Source organism: Streptomyces sp. NPDC103540, from assembly GCF_055584445.1.
On sequence record NZ_JBVJMA010000006.1, the window covers coordinates 206,589 to 224,438 of the forward strand.

At 73.7% G+C, this 17,850-nt stretch carries 17 protein-coding genes; 12 read left to right on the forward strand and 5 right to left on the reverse strand.

The window, feature by feature from the left end:
• Positions 1-102 precede the first annotated feature (102 nt).
• Together ACZ6ZI_RS16720 and ACZ6ZI_RS16725 are read right to left on the reverse strand one after the other, a co-directional pair.
• Positions 103-1,176: an NUDIX domain-containing protein gene (locus ACZ6ZI_RS16720; protein ID WP_469521039.1), complete on the reverse strand. Its 1,074-nt coding sequence runs from the start codon at positions 1,174-1,176 to the stop codon at positions 103-105.
• 320 nt (positions 1,177-1,496) lie between these two features.
• Complete coding sequence (locus ACZ6ZI_RS16725; RefSeq protein ID WP_469521042.1) at positions 1,497-2,120, reverse strand: LysE/ArgO family amino acid transporter; 624 nt, start codon at positions 2,118-2,120, stop codon at positions 1,497-1,499.
• A gap of 68 nt (positions 2,121-2,188) precedes the next feature.
• Here ACZ6ZI_RS16725 and ACZ6ZI_RS16730 point away from each other — a divergent pair, with 68 nt between their 5' ends.
• The 5 genes from ACZ6ZI_RS16730 (at position 2,189) to ACZ6ZI_RS16750 (ending at position 8,428) form a co-directional block, all read left to right on the forward strand.
• Positions 2,189-3,151, forward strand: coding sequence for a LysR family transcriptional regulator ArgP (locus tag ACZ6ZI_RS16730; RefSeq protein ID WP_469521641.1), 963 nt, complete (start codon positions 2,189-2,191; stop codon positions 3,149-3,151).
• Between the two features lie 111 nt (positions 3,152-3,262).
• Complete coding sequence (gene corA, locus ACZ6ZI_RS16735) at positions 3,263-4,345, forward strand: magnesium/cobalt transporter CorA (protein WP_469521645.1); 1,083 nt, start codon at positions 3,263-3,265, stop codon at positions 4,343-4,345.
• Between the two features lie 194 nt (positions 4,346-4,539).
• Entirely contained in the window at positions 4,540-5,382 is an 843-nt protein-coding gene (locus ACZ6ZI_RS16740; RefSeq protein WP_469521044.1) for a chitosanase, read from the forward strand.
• A 243-nt stretch (positions 5,383-5,625) separates the two neighbouring features.
• The gene (locus ACZ6ZI_RS16745) at positions 5,626-5,979 is read left to right on the forward strand and encodes a DUF805 domain-containing protein (protein WP_469521046.1); all 354 of its coding nucleotides are present in this window, start codon (positions 5,626-5,628) and stop codon (positions 5,977-5,979) included.
• A gap of 229 nt (positions 5,980-6,208) precedes the next feature.
• Positions 6,209-8,428 carry an NADP-dependent isocitrate dehydrogenase gene (locus ACZ6ZI_RS16750; protein ID WP_469521049.1) on the forward strand — a complete coding sequence of 740 codons (2,220 nt, stop codon included), beginning with the start codon at positions 6,209-6,211 and terminating at the stop codon, positions 8,426-8,428.
• A 348-nt stretch (positions 8,429-8,776) separates the two neighbouring features.
• Here the strand turns inward: ACZ6ZI_RS16750 and ACZ6ZI_RS16755 are convergent, their stop codons facing one another.
• Positions 8,777-9,235, reverse strand: coding sequence for a hypothetical protein (locus ACZ6ZI_RS16755; protein WP_469521051.1), 459 nt, complete (start codon positions 9,233-9,235; stop codon positions 8,777-8,779).
• Between the two features lie 149 nt (positions 9,236-9,384).
• Between ACZ6ZI_RS16755 and ACZ6ZI_RS16760 the strand changes: the two genes are divergently transcribed.
• The 3 genes from ACZ6ZI_RS16760 (at position 9,385) to ACZ6ZI_RS16770 (ending at position 13,113) form a co-directional block, all read left to right on the forward strand.
• On the forward strand, positions 9,385-9,942 hold the full coding sequence (locus ACZ6ZI_RS16760; protein WP_469521054.1) for a GNAT family N-acetyltransferase: 558 nt from the start codon (positions 9,385-9,387) through the stop codon (positions 9,940-9,942).
• A 110-nt stretch (positions 9,943-10,052) separates the two neighbouring features.
• Positions 10,053-11,774 carry a glycoside hydrolase family 71 protein gene (locus ACZ6ZI_RS16765; RefSeq protein WP_469521057.1) on the forward strand — a complete coding sequence of 574 codons (1,722 nt, stop codon included), beginning with the start codon at positions 10,053-10,055 and terminating at the stop codon, positions 11,772-11,774.
• A 196-nt stretch (positions 11,775-11,970) separates the two neighbouring features.
• Positions 11,971-13,113, forward strand: a complete 1,143-nt coding sequence (locus ACZ6ZI_RS16770; protein WP_469521060.1) for an aminotransferase class V-fold PLP-dependent enzyme — start codon at positions 11,971-11,973, stop codon at positions 13,111-13,113.
• Positions 13,114-13,220: 107 nt separating this feature from the next.
• On the opposite strand, the gene cobF is transcribed toward ACZ6ZI_RS16770, so the two are convergent.
• Complete coding sequence (gene cobF, locus ACZ6ZI_RS16775) at positions 13,221-13,973, reverse strand: precorrin-6A synthase (deacetylating) (RefSeq protein WP_469521063.1); 753 nt, start codon at positions 13,971-13,973, stop codon at positions 13,221-13,223.
• Between the two features lie 18 nt (positions 13,974-13,991).
• On the opposite strand from cobF, the gene ACZ6ZI_RS16780 reads away from it, so the two are divergent.
• From ACZ6ZI_RS16780 to ACZ6ZI_RS16795, 4 genes are read left to right on the forward strand one after another with little or no spacing between them, the layout of a single operon-like run.
• Positions 13,992-14,747, forward strand: coding sequence for a (Fe-S)-binding protein (locus ACZ6ZI_RS16780; protein WP_469521065.1), 756 nt, complete (start codon positions 13,992-13,994; stop codon positions 14,745-14,747).
• A complete protein-coding gene (locus ACZ6ZI_RS16785; protein WP_469521067.1) occupies positions 14,744-16,258 on the forward strand; it encodes a lactate utilization protein B in 1,515 nt (504 codons plus the stop codon). The genes ACZ6ZI_RS16780 and ACZ6ZI_RS16785 overlap by 4 nt, the downstream gene beginning before the upstream one ends.
• A complete protein-coding gene (locus tag ACZ6ZI_RS16790; RefSeq protein ID WP_469521069.1) occupies positions 16,255-16,884 on the forward strand; it encodes a LutC/YkgG family protein in 630 nt (209 codons plus the stop codon). The genes ACZ6ZI_RS16785 and ACZ6ZI_RS16790 overlap by 4 nt, the downstream gene beginning before the upstream one ends.
• 4 nt (positions 16,885-16,888) lie before the next feature.
• Positions 16,889-17,281: a VOC family protein gene (locus ACZ6ZI_RS16795; protein WP_469521071.1), complete on the forward strand. Its 393-nt coding sequence runs from the start codon at positions 16,889-16,891 to the stop codon at positions 17,279-17,281.
• Here the strand turns inward: ACZ6ZI_RS16795 and ACZ6ZI_RS16800 are convergent.
• A complete protein-coding gene (locus ACZ6ZI_RS16800) occupies positions 17,261-17,755 on the reverse strand; it encodes a DUF309 domain-containing protein (RefSeq protein WP_469521074.1) in 495 nt (164 codons plus the stop codon). The two genes, ACZ6ZI_RS16795 and ACZ6ZI_RS16800, sit on opposite strands and share 21 nt — an antisense overlap.
• Positions 17,756-17,850 lie beyond the last annotated feature (95 nt).

A 17,850-nucleotide genomic window follows, 5' to 3' on the forward strand; every position in this document is an offset into this window, starting at 1 on the left:
CGTAGGCGACCCGGGAAAAATACTCCAAGGGGGTATGCCCACGCGGAGGACCCCGCTGTCCTCGCCGATCCCCGCCGCCCCCCGCCACGGTCCGTTCGGGTCCTACGGGGCGCCGGCGGGGCGGCCCTCGTGCAGCTCCAGCGGCCCGGTGCCCTTGGCGCGCGCCTTGAGGCAGGCCTTGATCTGCCGGCGCAGCAACGGTTTGACGACCCCGCGCAGTTCCCCGGGGTCCACCGTCCGCCAGCTCAGCAGCTCGCCCTCGGGCAGGCGGATCCGGCCGAGCGTGTCGGCGTCGAGCACCCCGCCGTCGTAGAGGAAGCGGATCCGCGCCGGATGGCCGGGGCGGTGCGACCAGTTCACCGCCAGGAGCCGGCCGGGGGGCAGGTCCAGCCCCAGTTCCTCGCGGACCTCGCGGGCCGCTCCGGCCCTCGGGGTCTCGCCGAGGTCGCTGTCGACGCCGCCGCCCGGCAGCAGCAGGCGCCCGGCGTCGCCGTAGCCGGGCTCGACCAGCAGCACCCGGCCGGCCCCGTCGGTGAACAGGACGTTCGCCGCCGTGAGGGACTTCGGCCGGGCGGCGCGATGGCCGGCCGCGTCGAAGCCGCCCGCGTGCTCCAACGCCGCCCGGTCGGCCGGATCGAACCCGGCGGGCGAGCCCGGCTGGGGCACGCCGTCGACCAGGTGCGCGAACGAGCCCAGCCGCAGCGCGGCCAGCGCCGCGCGCAGCCGGGGCGCCAGGCGGGCGGGCAGGCGCGCGTGCGCCTCGTCGGGGGTGAGCCAGTGCGCCCCGGTGATCTCCCCGTCCGCGAAGGAGACGGCGTCGATCCGGTCGGGGGCGAGCGGGCCGACGAGATGGACGTGCACCACGAGCGAGCGGCCGAGCCGGCCGGGTCGGCAGGAGTCGACGGCGAGCAGCCGGCCCACCGGGACGGACAGGTCCAGCTCCTCCTTGAGCTCCCGGGCCAGGCCCTCCTCGGGGGTCTCGGTGTCCTCGACCGTGCCGCCCGGCAGTTCCGCGTCCTTCTTGTAGGAGGTGGTCAGGACGAGGACCCGGCCCTCGGTGTCCATGACGATCCCGGTCGCGGCGACGAGCGGGGCGGGCTGCGCGGCGTAGTACGCGCGCAGCCCCTCGTCGGACGCGGACGCGAGGGCGGCGGTTGAGGAGGGCTGGTCGGGCACGGTGGGGGCTCCAGCGGGTTCGTCGTGCGGCCGGCTCGGTGCATCGCCGGCATCACCGCATGCCTACCACGCGGCGCCCCGCCCCCCGCCCACGGACACCTTCACGATCCGTGGGTGAGGGCCGCCTCGACCACGGCCCCGGGGCCGGCGCGCGGAGGATCCGCCGGTCGAGCTCGTGGACCCGCCTTCGTCGCGCACCGCCCGTCGATCATGGGTGATCACCCTGAACCACCCCTGAACGCACCCCGATCGTGTCGCGAGCCCGAGGGCGGGGTCGAGGGCCCCGGCTGAAACCGTCCGGCGTCACTTCGACGACACGCTCAGGCCCGTACGAGGAGCAATCCGCCCAGGGTCACCATCGTCGCGGCGACCAGGCCGTCCAGCACCCGCCAGGCCCCGGGCCGCGCGAGCAGGCCTCCGAGCAGCCGGGCCCCGTAGCCGAGGGCGGAGAACCAGATCAGGCTGGCCAGGACCGCGCCGATGCCGAACGCCCACCTCAGGTCGCCCCGGTCGGCGGCCAGGGAGCCCACGAGCAGCACGGTGTCCAGGTACACGTGCGGGTTGAGCCAGGTCATCGCCAGGCAGGTCAGCACCGCCCCGCGGGCGGAGCCGACGGCCGCCCCCGAGGCGGTGAGGGCCGCCCCGGGGGCGGGGCGCAGCACCCGGCGGGCCGCCAGGAGCCCGTAGCAGATCAGGAACGCGCCGCCGGCGACCGCGACGGCGGTGAGGGCGGCGGGCCAGGCGGTGACGAAGGCCCCGACCCCGGCCACGCCGAGGGCGATCAGGGCCGCGTCCGACACGGCGCAGATGGCGACGACCGGGAGGACGGCCTGGCGGCGCGCCCCCTGGCGCAGCACGAAGGCGTTCTGCGCGCCGATGGCGACGATGAGGGACAGTCCGGTGCCGAAGCCGGCCAGGGCCGCTGTGGTGATGCCGTGGTTCATGGGACGACCGTAGGCAGCGTGGCGCAACCAGTACAGCTAAAGATTTTTACGTAGCATTAGCGCTCGTGATGGAAGACCTTCCCCTGGACCAGGTCCGGACCCTGCTCGCGGTCGTCGACGAGGGCACCTTCGACGCCGCCGCCGCGCTCCTGCACGTCACCCCCTCCGCCGTGAGCCAACGCGTCAAGGCGTTGGAGCAGCGCACCGGGCGGGTCCTGCTGATGCGCTCCAAGCCGGTGCGCCCCACCGAATCGGGAGAGGTGGTGATCCGCTTCGCGCGCCAGCTCGCCCGGCTGGAACGCGACGCGCGGGCCGAGTTGGGCATGGCCGACGACCTGGGCCCGGTCCGACTGCCCCTGGCGGTCAACGCGGACTCCCTCGCCACCTGGTTCCTGCCCGCGCTGACCCGGGTGCCGCAGGAACCGCCGATCTGCTTCGAACTGCACCGCGAGGACGAGGGCCACACGACGGCGCTGCTGCGCGAGGGGCAGGTCATGGCCGCCGTCACCTCCTCGCCCGACCCGGTGGCGGGGTGCTCGGTGCGGGCCCTGGGTCTGGTGCGCTACCTGCCGGTGGCGAGCCCGGCCTTCGTCGCCCGTCGGCTGCCGGGGGGCGCGCGATCGGAGGCGCGGCGGCTGTGGGAGGCGCCGGTGATCGTCTTCGACCGGCGCGACGAGCTCCAGGACTCCTACGTACGGGTGCTGTCCGGCGGCGCCGCCGGGGCCGGCTCCGTCCGTCACCTCGTGCCGACCTCGGAGGGCTTCCGGGACGCGGTGGTGGCCGGGCTGGGGTGGGGGCTGGTGCCCGAACCGCAGGCCGAGCCGCTGCTGCGGTCCGGGGCGCTGGTGGAGCTGGCGTCGGGCCGCCCCCTGGACGTACCGCTGTACTGGCAGCAGTGGAAGCTGGACTCGCCCGCCCTGGCGACGGTGGCCCGCGTGGTCGCCGAGGTCGCGCTGGAGGAGCTGCGCCCCGTGCCCCCCGCCCGACCGGACGTCGGCCCGGCCCGGCCCGCGCCGCCGACGGGACGCTGAGGGCGGCGCCGGACCGGGACGCGCCCCGACCCTTCCCGACCGTGGCCGGGGCGGGGGTGCGACGGTGGCAGACTGGCCGCTGATCCGCCGAAGGGGAGTACGTCCGTGTCCATGTTCAGCAACCTGCGCCGCGCCGTGCGCCGCGGCTACCGGCGGGCCGTCGACCTCAGCCACCCGGCCCGCTCCCCGCTCGGCAGCGCCGTCGTCAACTGCGTCGTGTACGTGGACGGCGCCCGCCAGGACGGGTGCACGGAGGTGGAGGAGGCCCTCCACCGGGTGCGCAAGGCGGGCGAGGGCTTCGTCTGGATCGGTCTGCACGAGCCCTCCCAGACGGAACTGGCCGGCCTCGCCGCACTGTTCGGGCTGCACCCGCTGGCCGTCGAGGACGCGGTCAACGCCCACCAGCGCCCCAAGGTCGAACGCTACGACGAGACCCTCTTCGCCGTCTTCAAGACCGTCCGCTACGTCGAGCACGAGGAGCTGACGGCGACCAGCGAGGTCGTGGAGACCGGCGAGCTGATGGCCTTCGTCGGCGAGGACTTCGTGATCACCATCCGGCACGGCGGACGCGGCACCCTCGGCCCCGTCCGCGAGGCCCTGGAGGCCGAGCCGGCGCAGCTGGCGCAGGGTCCGGCCGCCGTCCTGCACGCGATGGCGGACCACGTCGTCGACGACTACGTGGCCGTCACGGACGCCGTGCAGAGCGACCTCGACTCCGTGGAGACCGCCGTGTTCAGCGAGCACGGCGGCCGGGGTGACGCCGGTCGCATCTACCAGCTCAAGCGGGAGCTGCTGGAGCTGCGCAGGGCGGTGGCCCCGCTCGACCGGCCGTTGCAGCACCTGGCGACGCAGCCGATACCGGTCGTTCCGCCGGAGGTCCGCGCCTACTTCCGGGACGTGGCCGACCACCTGACCCGCGCCACCGAGCAGATCTCCGCCTACGACACCCTCCTCGACTCGATCCTCCAGGCCCACCTCGCGCAGGTGACGGTCGCCCAGAACGAGGACATGCGCAAGATCACGGCCTGGGCGGCCATCGTCGCCGTCCCCACGATGGTCTGCGGGGTCTACGGCATGAACTTCGACCACATGCCCGAACTGCGCTGGACCTACGGCTACCCCACCGTCCTCGCCGTCATGGCCGTCGCCTGTTTCCTCATCCACCGGGGCTTCCGCCGCAACGGCTGGCTCTGACGGACCTCGGGGCCCGCCTCCCCGACCCCCGCCCTCCGGCCCCCCGTCCCCCCCGACTCGGGGGGTCGGGCGTGGCCGAAAAGCGTCGGCGGGAGCGATGGGCGCGTGGTGCGTGGGGTGTTCGCGTCTCCCGATGTCTGGTAGGAAAGTTTCCTAACGGAATCGGGAACGCCCAACCACCGCATGGAGGCCCCGTGTTCACCCCTCACCGCAAGTCCCTGACGATCGGCGCCGTTCTCACGGCCGCCCTGCTCGCCGCCCCCGTCGCCGCGCACGCGACCGACGCCCCCCGGGCCGAGGCCGGCCCCCGCGTCGCCGCCGCGGCGGCGACCGGCCTCGACGATCCGGCGAAGAAGGACATCGCCATGCAGATCGTCTCCAGCGCCGAGAACTCCTCGCTGGACTGGAAGGCCCAGTACAAGTACATCGAGGACATAGGCGACGGTCGCGGCTACACCGCCGGCATCATCGGCTTCTGCTCCGGCACCGGCGACATGCTCGACCTCGTCGAGTACTACACCCAGGTCAAGCCGGGCAACGTGCTCGCCAAGTACCTGCCCGCCCTGCGCAAGGTCGACGGCAGCGACTCGCACGCCGGACTCGACCCGAACTTCACCAAGGACTGGGCCAAGGCCGCCCAGGACAGCGCGTTCAAGAAGGCCCAGGACCACGAGCGCGACCGGGTCTACTTCGACCCGTCCGTCAAGCAGGGCAAGTCCGACGGCGTCGGCACCCTCGGCCAGTTCATCTACTACGACGCCATCGTGATGCACGGCGACGGCACCGACTCCACCAGCTTCCGCAACATCCGCAAGCGCGCCCTGACCAAGGCCAAGCCCCCGGCCCAGGGCGGCAACGAGACGACCTGGCTGAACGCCTTCCTCGACGCCCGCGTCTGGGCGATGAAGCAGGAGGAGGCCCACAGCGACACCAGCCGCGTCGACACCGCCCAGCGGGTCTTCCTGAAGAAGGGCAACCTGAACCTCAACACCCCGCTCGACTGGAAGGTCTACGGGGACTCCTTCCACATCGGCTGACCCGGACGGGCCGGCCCGCGTCGGGTCGGCCCCGACCGTCTCCCCGGATCCGCGGGATCGCCGACATCCCCGGCACCGCCACCCCCAGTCGCCCCTCTATCCCCAACCCCCGCAGAATGCAAGCGAGTTGGCCAAATCGAGACCTGCGGAACCGGCTTGGGTGTGCCCCCCACAGGGAATGAGTCCGGCCCGGCCCCTTCCCGGGTGGAGCGGGCCGATCGATGCCGTCCTCAGGGGGGACTCGTGCACTACTACATCGACGTCATCAAGCGCTACGCGGACTTCTCCGGCCGGGCACGCCGCCAGGAGTACTGGATGTTCGTCCTCTTCAGCATCCCGATCATCGTCGTCCTGATGGTGGTCGACTTCGCCCTCGGCAGCTACCCGGTCATCTTCTGGATCTACAACCTCGCCGTCTTCCTCCCGACGCTGGGCGTCAGCGTCCGCCGCCTGCACGACACCGGCAGGTCCGGCTGGTGGTACCTGGTCAGCGTCATCCCGTTCGTCGGCTGGATCGCCATCATCGTCCTCATGGCCATCGAGGGCGACGCCGGTCCCAACACCTACGGACCCAACCCCAAGCAGCTCCAGGCCTGAGCCGCACCGCGCCAGGCCGCACCACCCACGACGGCGCCGCTCCACGACCTACCGGGTCGCGGGCGGCGCCGTCGCCGTCGTACGCCCGGACGGGTCGCGCCGCCGCCGGGGTGACACGCGTCTCGTCCGTCTTGCGGCAGGGGGCTGTCCAGAGCGGCCCGATCACGAGATATCTTGATGTCGAGCAATGTTGCAGACGAGAGACGCAGACTGTGGAGCGGAGCATCCGGTGACTGACTCGACCATCATCTACACGCACACTGACGAGGCCCCGGCCCTCGCGACGTATTCCTTCCTGCCTGTGATCCAGGCCTACGCGTCGACGGCCGGTGTGAATGTCGAGACCCGTGACATCTCCCTGGCCGGTCGGATCATCGCCAGCTTCCCCGAGCACCTGGAGGAGGGCCAGCGCATCGCCGACGCCCTCGCCGAGCTGGGCGAACTGGCGAAGACCCCGGAAGCCAACATCATCAAGCTTCCGAACATCTCGGCCTCGATCCCGCAGCTGAAGGCCGCGATCGCCGAGCTCCAGGGCCAGGGCTACGCCCTCCCGGACTACCCGGACGACCCGAAGACCGACGAGGAGCGCGAGATCCGCTCCCGCTACGACAAGGTCAAGGGCAGCGCCGTCAACCCGGTCCTGCGCGAGGGCAACTCCGACCGCCGCGCGCCCGGCTCGGTCAAGAACTACGCCAAGGCCCACCCGCACCGCATGGGCGCCTGGTCCTCCGAGTCGAAGACGAACGTCGCCACCATGGGCGAGCACGACTTCCGCTCCACCGAGAAGTCCACCGTGATCGCCGAGGCCGGCACGCTGCGCATCGAGCACGTCGACGCCGACGGCACCACCACCGTGCTGCGCGAGTCCGTACCGGTCCTCGCCGGTGAGGTCGTGGACGCGTCCGTCATGCACGTCGACGCCCTGCGCACCTTCCTGAACGACCAGATCGCCCGCGCCAAGGCCGAGGACGTCCTGTTCTCCGTGCACCTCAAGGCCACGATGATGAAGGTCTCCGACCCGATCGTCTTCGGCCACGTGGTCCGCGCGTTCCTCCCGAACACCTTCGCCCGCTACGGCGCCACCCTCGCCGCCGCCGGCCTGTCCCCCAACGACGGCCTCGGCACCATCCTGAACGGTCTGGGCGCCCTGCCCGACGGCGACGCGATCAAGGCCTCGATCGACGCCGAGATCGCCGAGGGCCCCGCCCTCGCGATGGTCGACTCCGACAAGGGCATCACCAACCTGCACGTCCCCTCGGACGTCATCGTCGACGCCTCCATGCCGGCCATGATCCGCACCTCCGGCCACATGTGGGGCCCGGACGGCGCCGAGGCCGACACCCTCGCCGTCCTCCCGGACAGCAGCTACGCGGGCGTCTACCAGGTCGTCGTCGACGACTGCCGCGCCCACGGCGCCTTCGACCCGGCCACGATGGGCTCGGTGCCGAACGTCGGCCTCATGGCGCAGAAGGCCGAGGAGTACGGCAGCCACGACAAGACCTTCGAGATCGCCTCGGCGGGCACCGTCCGCCTCGTCGACGCCTCGGGCGCGGTCGTGCTGGAGCAGGAGGTCGCCGCCGGTGACATCTTCCGCGCCTGCCAGACCAAGGACCTCCCGATCCAGGACTGGGTCAAGCTCGCCGTCACCCGCGCCCGCGCCACCGGCGCCCCGGCCGTGTTCTGGCTCGACAAGACCCGTGCCCACGACCAGCAGCTGATCGCCAAGGTCAAGACGTACCTGGCCGACCACGACACCGACGGTCTCACCATCGAGATCCTCTCGCCGGTCGAGGCCACGGCGTACTCCCTGGAGCGCATCCGCCGCGGCGAGGACACCATCTCCGTCACCGGCAACGTGCTGCGCGACTACCTGACCGACCTCTTCCCGATCCTGGAGCTGGGCACCAGCGCCAAGATGCTGTCGGTCGTCCCGCTGATGGCCGGCGGCGGCCTCTTCGAGACGGGCGCGGGCGGCTCGGCCCCCAAGCACGTGCAGCAGCTCGTCAAGGAGAACTACCTCCGCTGGGACAGCCTCGGCGAGTTCTTCGCCCTGGCGGCCAGCTTCGAGCACCTCGCCACCACCACCGGCAACGCCCGCGCCCAGGTGCTGGCCGACACCCTGGACCGCGCGACCGGCACCTTCCTCAACGAGGACAAGTCGCCGACCCGTCGCATCGGCGGCATCGACAACCGCGGCAGCCACTTCTACCTGGGCCTGTACTGGGCGCAGGAGCTGTCCCGCCAGATCGACGACCCGAAGCTCGCGGCCGCCTTCGAGCCGCTGGCCAAGACGCTCGCCGAGTCCGAGCAGAAGATCGTCGACGAGCTGAACGCCGTCCAGGGCTCCCCGGCCGAGATCGGCGGCTACTACCAGCCCGACCCGGCCAAGGCCGCGACCGTGATGCGTCCCTCCGCGACGTGGAACGAAGCGCTGCGACTCCTGGGCTGATCCCGCCCGGGTCCCGACGGGGACCCGCGCGACCCGCTCCGCCCCGGCCGGCCTCGTGCCCGGCCGGGGCGGACCCGTATCCGCGTACGGCCCCGGCCGGGTCCACCGCCGCCGGCCCGATCCGTCCGGGCCGACGGCCGGCGGCGAATCCGCAGGTCAGACCCCAGGATCCGGACCCGCGTCATTCAATGACCCTCGCATGACAGTGCCGTGGCGTTGCCGCGCCGTGGCACGCGTGTGACCGGGCCCGCGGTCGCCCGGTCGCCCGGTCGGCGCGTGAGCGGGCCCGGCGTGCGCGGGCCCGGCCTTCGCGGTCGCTCAGGCGCGGTCGCCCGGTCGCCCGGTCGCTCAGAGGTGGTGCACCCGGCCCTGGCCCACGGCGAGCGGCTGCCGGCCGGCGGCCAGGATGCGCAGGCCGGGCGCGACGGCGAGCAGCGCGCGCAGCCAGTCCAGCGCGACGGGGTTCAGCCGGTCGCTGTCGTCCAGGACCAGCAGCATGTCCCGTTCGGCGAGCCACGAGGCGGCGTTCGCGGTCCCGCAGGGCAGGAAGGGCATTCCGGGTACGCAGCCCAGTGCGGACACCAACTCCCCGACACTGCCCTCCCGTCCGACCGAGACCACGGCAGTGCCGTCGCAGAAGTTGGACGCGAGGCGCCGCGCCACGTCGCGGACGAGCGTGCTGCGCGGCTCGTGGGACCGGCCGGTGACGGTCAGGACCCGGCCCCGCCGCACGGCGGTGAGCAGGGCGGACAGCTCGGTGGACGTGGCAGGCAGTGTTCCGCTCGTTCGGTGGTCCCTCATCATCACGATGCCCCCCATTGCATGCGTGACCGGCGCGGCAACAGGGATGATTCGAGCCGCGTGACGACGATTATGCGCCAATTCCACCGCATCACCAGGGGAATGTCGTATTCCGTCACCGGGGCCCGGACGCCACCCCGTGTTTTCCTTCGGGGGTGAACATCGAGAGCTCCAGAGTGCCCCACGAGAGGCCGATCCGCAGCCTGCGGCGCAGGACCGACGACGACCTCGCCACGTGCGTACGGCTCCTCGCCGAAGTCCACGCCCACGACGGCTACCCCGTCAACTGGCCCGAGAATCCAGCCGCTTGGCTGGCCGGTGACCCCGTGCTCGGCTCCTGGGTGGCCGAACTCGGCGGCCGCCCGGTGGGACACGTCGGTCTGTCGCGCGGCGGCGAGGCAGACGCGGCCCCGCTGCTGTGGAGCGCGCGCGGCGGCGCCGGGTCCGGGCGGACGCCCGACCGTACGGCCGTCGTCGGTCGGCTGTTCGTCGCCCCGGCGGCGAGGGGACACGGGATCGGCGCCCTGCTGATCGCCCGGGCCGTGGAGGAGGCCCGCCGTCGCGCGTTGCACCCGGTGCTCGACGTCGTGGCCTCCGACACCGCGGCGACGTCCCTGTACGAGCGGCTGGGCTGGGAGTTGCTGGACACCGTCGAGCAGCGGTGGGGGCCGCGCCAGGTGGTCTCCGTACGGTGTTACGCGGCGCCCGCGTGACCCCGCGCCGGGCGTGACCGGGGGGCGGGGGACGGTTGTCCGGACGTCGGGCATGCGCTCTACTGCCGTTGGACCCCGGGAGCGGGGCGGACGTCGGCGGAGGGGCCACGATGACAGCGGACCGGCAGCAGCGGCGCCCGGCGGCGCGGGACGGCGCACGGGCCGCGCGCGCCTCGCACCGAAGGCCCCGACACCGGGGCCCCCGCGCCCTGTTGGCCTTCCTCCTGGCCGCGTTCCTCCTCGTCGGGATCGGAGCCGCGGCCGGCATCGCCTGGAACGCCGACCCGACCGGGTCCCGATCCGACCGGGCCGGGCGCGACACGGGTCCCCCCGGAGCCCGCACCCCCACCCCCACGGGAGCCGTGCCGGCCGCCCCGGCCCCCGAGCCGCCACCGCCGTCCCCGTCCGTCTCGGCCTCCCCCTCCGGACCGGCCCCGACGGACGGCCCGCCCGGCCACGCCGCCACCCCGGCCCTGCCCTTCGACCTGCCCTCCCCGGCCGCGCTGCGCTCGGGAGCGGCCGCCGGGAAGCTGGTCTTCGCCCACTACTTCACCCCGTACCCGCTCTCCCTGGACAACGCCGCCGCCGACGTCGACTACTACACCCGCAACTACCTCCAACCGGCCGGGGAGAACGGCCGGCACCTCGGCTACGGCGGCCTGCTGCGCGACCGCCCGCCGCCGGTGGCGCCCGGGACGGGCGACTGGGAGTACGCCAACCTCCTGCGGGAGGTCCGCACCGCCCGCGCCGCCGGCCTCGACGGGTTCACCCTCGACCTGCTGTCCCTCTCCGGGAAGAACTGGGAGCGCTCGACCTCGCTGCTGCGGGCGGCCCACGCGGTCGACCCCGGCTTCAAGATCATGCTGATGCCGGACATGGCCTCCCTGGACACCGACGATCCGGCCGTGCTCGCGGACGCCCTCGCCGCCCTCGCCGCTTCCCCCGCGGCCCACCGGCTCGGCGACGGACGCCTCGTCGTCTCCCCCTTCAAGGCCGAGGCGAAGGACGTCGGGTGGTGGGAACGGGTCCTCGACCTCCTGGCCTCCCGGCACGGCGTGCGCACCGCCTTCGTGCCGCTGTTCCTCGACTTCGCGGCCCACGGCACGCGGTTCGCCCCCATCAGCCACGGGTTCTCCGAGTGGGGAAGCCGCAGCCACGTCGGCCAGGAGGGCGCCACCGAGGACGTCCGCCGGGCCCACGCCCTCGGCAAGATCTGGATGCAGCCGGTGTCCGTCCAGGACGCCCGCCCCAACCAGGGCGTCTACGACGAGGCGGGCAACACCGCCACCCTGCGGTCCACCTGGACGCACGCCATCGAGGACGGCGCCGACTGGGTCCAACTGACCACCTGGAACGACTACTCCGAGGGCAGCCACATCGCCCCGTCCCTGCACAACGGCTCGACGTACCTGGACCTGACCTCCTACTACCTGACCCGCTTCAAGACGGGCAGCTGGCCCGAGATCGTCCGCGACACCCTCTACCTCACCTCCCGCACCCAGTTCGCGGGCGCCGCCCCGACCGTCCCCGGGCAGACGCGGCTGATGTCCCTGCGCAAGGGCAGCGCCGCCGCCCGGGACACCGTGGAGGTGCTCAGCTTCCTCACGGCCCCCGGCACCGTCCGCACCACCGTCGGCGCCGCGAAGGCCGCGCACGAGACCCCGGCCGGGGTCCACGCCCGACTGCTCCGGCTCGCGCCGGGCACCAGCTCGGCCCGGCTGGCGCGCGACGGCTCCGAGGAGGTGCGGGTGGAACTGCCCTACCCCGTCGAGCGCACGCCCGACGTCCAGGACCTCCAGTACTACGCGGCCACCAGCGGCCGGAAACCCTAGGCCCTGTCGTCGCACTCCCGCCCGCCCCGCGATCCGGGCGACGACGGGAGTTCGACGACAGGCCCGGGGCCCTGTCGTCGATCGGGCGCAGGCCAATACGTGCGAAGTGGTCCTTCCGCGCGCGCCCCGCCCCCGGCATGATCCCGATGCCGCACCCACCGCCCGGTGCGTCACCGACCGTCCCCGGAGGTACCCCGTGACCCAGCCGCCCGCCCCGCCCGTCTTCCCGGGCGGTCCCGGCCTCTTCGCGCTGGACCCCGCCATCGCCCACCTCAACCACGGCTCCTACGGGGCGGTCCCCCTCCCCGTCCAGCAGGCCCAGGAAGCCCTGCGCGACCGGGCCCACGCCGACCCCGACTCCTTCTTCAACGGCGCCGCCGACCGGCTGGCCGGCACCCGTGCCCGCGTCGCCGCGCACCTGGGCACGGACCCCGACGGCCTCTCGTTCATCACCAACGCCACCGAGGGGGCCAACCTCGCCCTCGACGCGATCCCCCTCGCCGACGGGGACGAGATCCTCGTCACCGACCACGGCTACGGCACCGTCGTCGACGCCGCCGCCCGCCGCGCCCCCCTCAACACCGTCGCCCTCGACCCGCGCCTGCCCGACGAGGACGCCGTCCGAGAGACCGTCCTCGCCGCCCTCACCCCCCGTACGAAGGTGGCCCTGCTCGACCACGTCAGCTCGCCCACCGCCCGACTGATCGCCACGCCCCGACTGATCGCCGACCTCTCCGCCCGCGGGGTGACGACCGTCGTCGACGGCGCCCACACCCCCGGCATGCTCGACCGGCCGATCGCCCCCGGGGCCGACTTCTGGTTCGGCAACCTCCACAAGTGGGCCTACGCCCCCGCCGGTACCGCCCTGCTGCACGTGGCCCCCTCCCACCGGACCCGCGTACGCGCCCAGTCCCCGTCCTGGGAGGACCACCACGGCTTCCCGCGCGCCGTCGAATTCCGCGCGACCGTCGACTACACCGGCTGGCTCGCCGCCCCCGAGGGCCTCGACCTGCTGGAACGCCTCGACGCCGAGAAGGTCCGCGCCCACAACAGCGCCCTGGCCGCCTACGGAGCCGAGCTGCTCGCCGGGCTGCCCGGCGTCGAGCTCCTGCCGCACACCCCGGGCCTGCCCCTGCGCGCCCTGCTGCTGCCGCCGGGGATCGCCGAGACCCGAGACCAGGCCGTCGCCCTGCGCGAGGAGATCGCCGCCCGCCACCGGATCCGGGTCCTGATCTGGCCCCGGCCGGGCGGCGGCGGCATCCGGATCTGCGGCCAGATCTACAACCGGCCCGAGGAGTACGAGCGGCTCGTCGCCGTCCTGCCCGAGTTCCTGGGCTGACGGGGGCGGGGTCGGGGCCGGGGCCGAAGCCGCCCGGGCCGGGGTCGCCCGGGCCGGGGTCGACCGGGGCCGCCGCGGTCGACCCCGGCCGCGCCGGACGGCGTGCCTCAGTGGCGTCGCAGCAGGTACGTGTCCATGATCCAGCCCTTGCGGGCCCGCGCCTCGGTCCGCAGCTCCTCGATGCGCCCGGCCACGTCCGCCAGCTTCCCCGAGACCAGGATCTCGTCCGGCGTGCCGACGTAGGCGCCCCAGTAGATGTGCAGGTCCTGGTCGAGGTGGGCCGTGAAGGCGTGCCGCGCGTCCAGCATCACCACCACGTCGTCCACGTCCTGCGGCCAGCCCTCCGCGAGCCGCCGGCCCGTGGTGATCTGCACCGGCCGGCCCACCCGGTTCAGGTTGACCCGGTGCCGGGCCAGCAGCGCCGAGACGCTGCTGATCCCCGGCACCACCTCGTGCTCGAACGCCACCCGCCCGTGCTCCAGCACCTCGTCGAGGATCGCGAGCGTGGAGTCGTAGAGCGAGGGGTCCCCCCACACCAGGAAGGCCCCGGTCTCGCCCTCCGCCAGGTCCTGCGCGATGAACCGCTCGAAGATCTCGGCCCGCGCGCTGCGCCAGCCGTCCACCGTCGGGGTGTAGTCCGCCGGGGTGCGGTCCCGGTCCGGGTCGCGACCCTCCACCAGCCGGTGCCCCGGACGGGCGTGCGCGTCGAGCATGGCCCGCCGCAACCCCGTCAGGTCCGACTTCTCCTCCCCCTTCTCCAGGATGAGGAACGCGTCCGCCGCGCCGATCGCCCGCACCGCCTGGAGGGTCAGGTGTTCCGGGTCGCCCGCGCCTATGCCGATCACTGAGAACTTCTTCACCCGGCTATTGTGCCCATCATGCGTGTCGCCCTGTTCGTCACCTGCGTCAACGACGCGTTGTACCCCGCCACCGGCATCGCCGTCGTACGCCTCCTGGAGCGGCTCGGCGTCGAGGTGGACTTCCCCGCCGCCCAGAGCTGCTGCGGTCAGCCCCAGTACAACACCGGCTACCGCCGCGAGAGCGAACCGCTGCTGCTGCGCACCGCCGGGGCCTTCGCCGGCCACGACCACGTGGTCACCCCCTCCGCCTCCTGCGCCGCGATGATCCGCGAGCACTACCCGCGCATCGGTCGCAAGGCCGCCGAGGAGGGGCGCGGCACCCTCCTGGAGGAGCGCGCGCGGGACCTCGTACCGCGCGTGTACGAGCTCACCGAGTTCCTCGTCGACGTCCTCGGCGTCACCGACGTCGGCGCCTTCTTCCCGCACACCGTCACCTACCACCCCTCCTGCCACGGCCTGCGCTCCCTCGGGCTCGGCGAGCGCCCGCGCCGGCTGCTGGCCGCCGTCAAGGGGCTGGATCTGGTCGAGCTGCCCGGCGCCGAGGAATGCTGCGGCTTCGGCGGCACCTTCGCCCTGAAGAACCCGGACGTGTCCACCGCCATGGGAACCGACAAACTGCGCAACGCCCTGGAAACCGGGGCGGACGTCCTCTGCGGCGCCGACAACTCCTGCCTCACCCACCTCGACGGCCTCCTGCGCCGCGCCGACGCCCCGCTGCGCACCCTGCACCTCGCCGAGATCCTCGCCTCCACCGAGGAGGACCCCCTCCGATGACCGCGGTCCCCCTCGGCATGCCCGGCTTCCCGCCCGCCCCGGCCTTCCCTCCCTTCCCGGAGGCGGCCCGTGAGGCCGTACGGGACGACGTCCTGCGCGCCAACCTCCGCCACGCCACCCACACCATCCGCGACAAACGCGCCCGCGCCGTCACCGAACTCTCCGACTGGGACCGGCTCCGCGAGGCCGGCAAGGCCGTCAAGGACGCCACCCTCGCCCGCCTCGACGAACACCTGCTGCGCCTGGAGGCCTCCGTCACCGCCGCCGGCGGCACCGTCCACTGGGCCGCCGACGCCGACGAGGCCAACCGGATCGTCACCGACCTGGTCCGCGCCACGGGGGAGCGGGAGGTCGTCAAGGTCAAGTCCATGGCCACCCAGGAGATCGGCCTCAACGAGGCCCTCGAAGCCGCCGGCATCGCCGCCTACGAGACCGACCTCGCCGAACTGATCGTCCAGTTGGGCCACGACCGCCCCTCGCACATCCTGGTCCCCGCCATCCACCGCAACCGCGCCGAGATCCGCGAGATCTTCACCCGCGAGATGGGCGCCTGGGGCCGCCCCGCACCCGCCGACCTCGACGACAGCCCGCCCGCCCTCGCCGAGGCCGCCCGCCTCCACCTGCGGGAGAAGTTCCTGCGCGCCAAGGTCGCCGTCTCCGGAGCCAACTTCATGGTCGCCGAGACCGGCACCATGGTCGTCCTCGAATCCGAGGGCAACGGCCGGATGTGCCTGACCCTCCCCGAGACCCTGATCTCCGTCGTCGGCATCGAGAAGGTCGTGCCCACCTTCCGCGACCTGGAGGTCTTCCTCCAGACCCTGCCGCGCTCCTCCACCGCCGAGCGGATGAACCCGTACACCACGATGTGGACCGGGCTCGGACCCTCGAAGGGCGCGGACGGCGACGGCCCCTCCGCCTTCCACCTCGTCCTCCTCGACAACGGCCGCACCGACACCCTCGCCGACCGGGTCGGCCGACAGGCCCTGCGCTGCATCCGCTGCTCCGCCTGCCTCAACGTCTGCCCCGTCTACGAACGCGCCGGCGGCCACGCCTACGGCTCCGTCTACCCGGGCCCCATCGGCGCCATCCTGAGCCCCCAACTCCGCGGCACCGCGAGCGACATCGACGCCACGCTGCCCTACGCCTCCACCCTCTGCGGCGCCTGCTACGAGGTCTGCCCCGTCGCCATCGACATCCCCGAGGTCCTCGTCCACCTGCGCGAGCGCGTGGCCCAGGGCGGCCCCGTGACCCGCGCCGGCGTCCGCGTACGCCTGCGCCCCGCACACGGCCGCACCGCCGAACGGGCCGCGATGCGCGCCGCCCGCCTCCTCCTCGACCACCCGGGCGCGCTGCGCGCCGGCGAGCGGCTCCTGGCCCGCGCCCGCCGCCTGCGCGCCCACCGCCTGCCGGGCCCCGGCCGGGCCTGGACCGACACCCGCGACCTGCCCGCCGTACCGGAGCGCTCCTTCCGCGACTGGTGGGCGACGAGGCGACAGGAGGACCCCCGATGAGCGGCAGGGACCGCGTCCTGGCCCGGATCCGCCGGGCCCTGCACGACACCCCCGCGCCGGAGATCCCCCGGGACTACCTGCGCGTGCACGGCGCCCGCACCCCGGCCGAGAGCGCCGACCTGCTCGCCGCCCACCTCACCGAGTACCGGGCCACGGTCCACCGCGTCGACGACACCGGCCTGCCGCTCCTGCTGGCGCGCCTCCTGTCGGGCGCCCGCACCGTCCTCGTCCCGCCCGCCCTGCCCCCGCACTGGCTCGCCGCCACCGAGGCCGCCCCCGTCCCCGACCGGGCGGAGTCCACCCCGCGCGAACTGGACCGGGTCGACGCCGTGGTCACCGGCTGCGCCCTGGCCATCGCCGAGACCGGCACGATCGTCCTCGACGGCGGCCCCGACCAGGGCCGGCGACGCATCACCCTGATCCCGGACCACCACGTCTGCGTCGTACGCGTCCCCGACCGGCTGGTGGACTCCGTACCGCAGGCCCTCGAACGCCTCGACCCCACCCGCCCGCTGACCTGGATCTCCGGCCCCTCGGCCACCAGCGACATCGAACTCGACCGGGTGGAGGGCGTCCACGGCCCCCGCACCCTGGACGTCGTCCTCCTGCGCGCCGACGCACAATAGGGGCATGCCCTCGCACCTCGCCCTGACCGCACTCCTCGTCCACGACTACGACGAGGCCATCGACTTCTACACCCGCGCCCTCGGCTTCGAACTCGCCGAGGACACCGCCCGCCCCGACGGCTCCCGCTGGGTCGTCGTCCGCCCGCCCGGCGCCAAGGAGAGCGCCCTCCTGCTGGCCCGCGCCAAGGGCGAGGCCCAGACCCCCCGGGTCGGCGACCAGACCGGCGGCCGCGTCGGCTTCTTCCTCTACACCGACGACTTCGCCGCCGACCACGCCCGCATGACCGTCGAAGGCGTCCGCTTCCTGGAGGAACCGCGCCACGAGCCGTACGGCTCCGTCGCCGTCTTCGAGGACCTCTACGGCAACCGCTGGGACCTACTCCAGCCCGCCGCGTAGCCCCGGCGCCTCCCGTACGGCATCGACCGCCGCGCCCCCCTCCACCCGGCCCGCCAGCTCCCGGGCCCACAGGACCAGCCCCCGCACGTCGATGCCGTACGGATCCCCGCCCGCCCCCGCGCCCGCCCGGGCCTCGATCCCGGCCGCCCCGCGCCGCAGCAACCGCGCCCCACCGACCGCGTTGCCCCGCGCGGCGTGCGTCAACCCCACCGCGAGCTGCGCCAGCCCCCGCCACAGCGCCTCCTCCGCGCGCGGCCGGGACTTCCACGCGTCCTCGAACACCTCGTGCGCGTGGAAGGGCATCCCGGCGTCCAACAACCGCTGGGCCTCCTCCACCGTCCCCGCCGGCGAGCGCACCACCCCCTCGGGCTGCCGCTCCACCCCCGGCGCCCCGTACGGCAACGGCCGCCCCAACCCGTCCCGCGGCCGCGCGCTGCGCGCCCGCCCCTCACCATCGCGATCCCGTCCGTCCACGCGCCCATCCTCGCCTGCGGGGATCACCCGTGCACGCGCACCCCTCGACGTGGGGTAATGTTCTGCATGTGCCCGGCGCGAGGGGGAAACCCCAG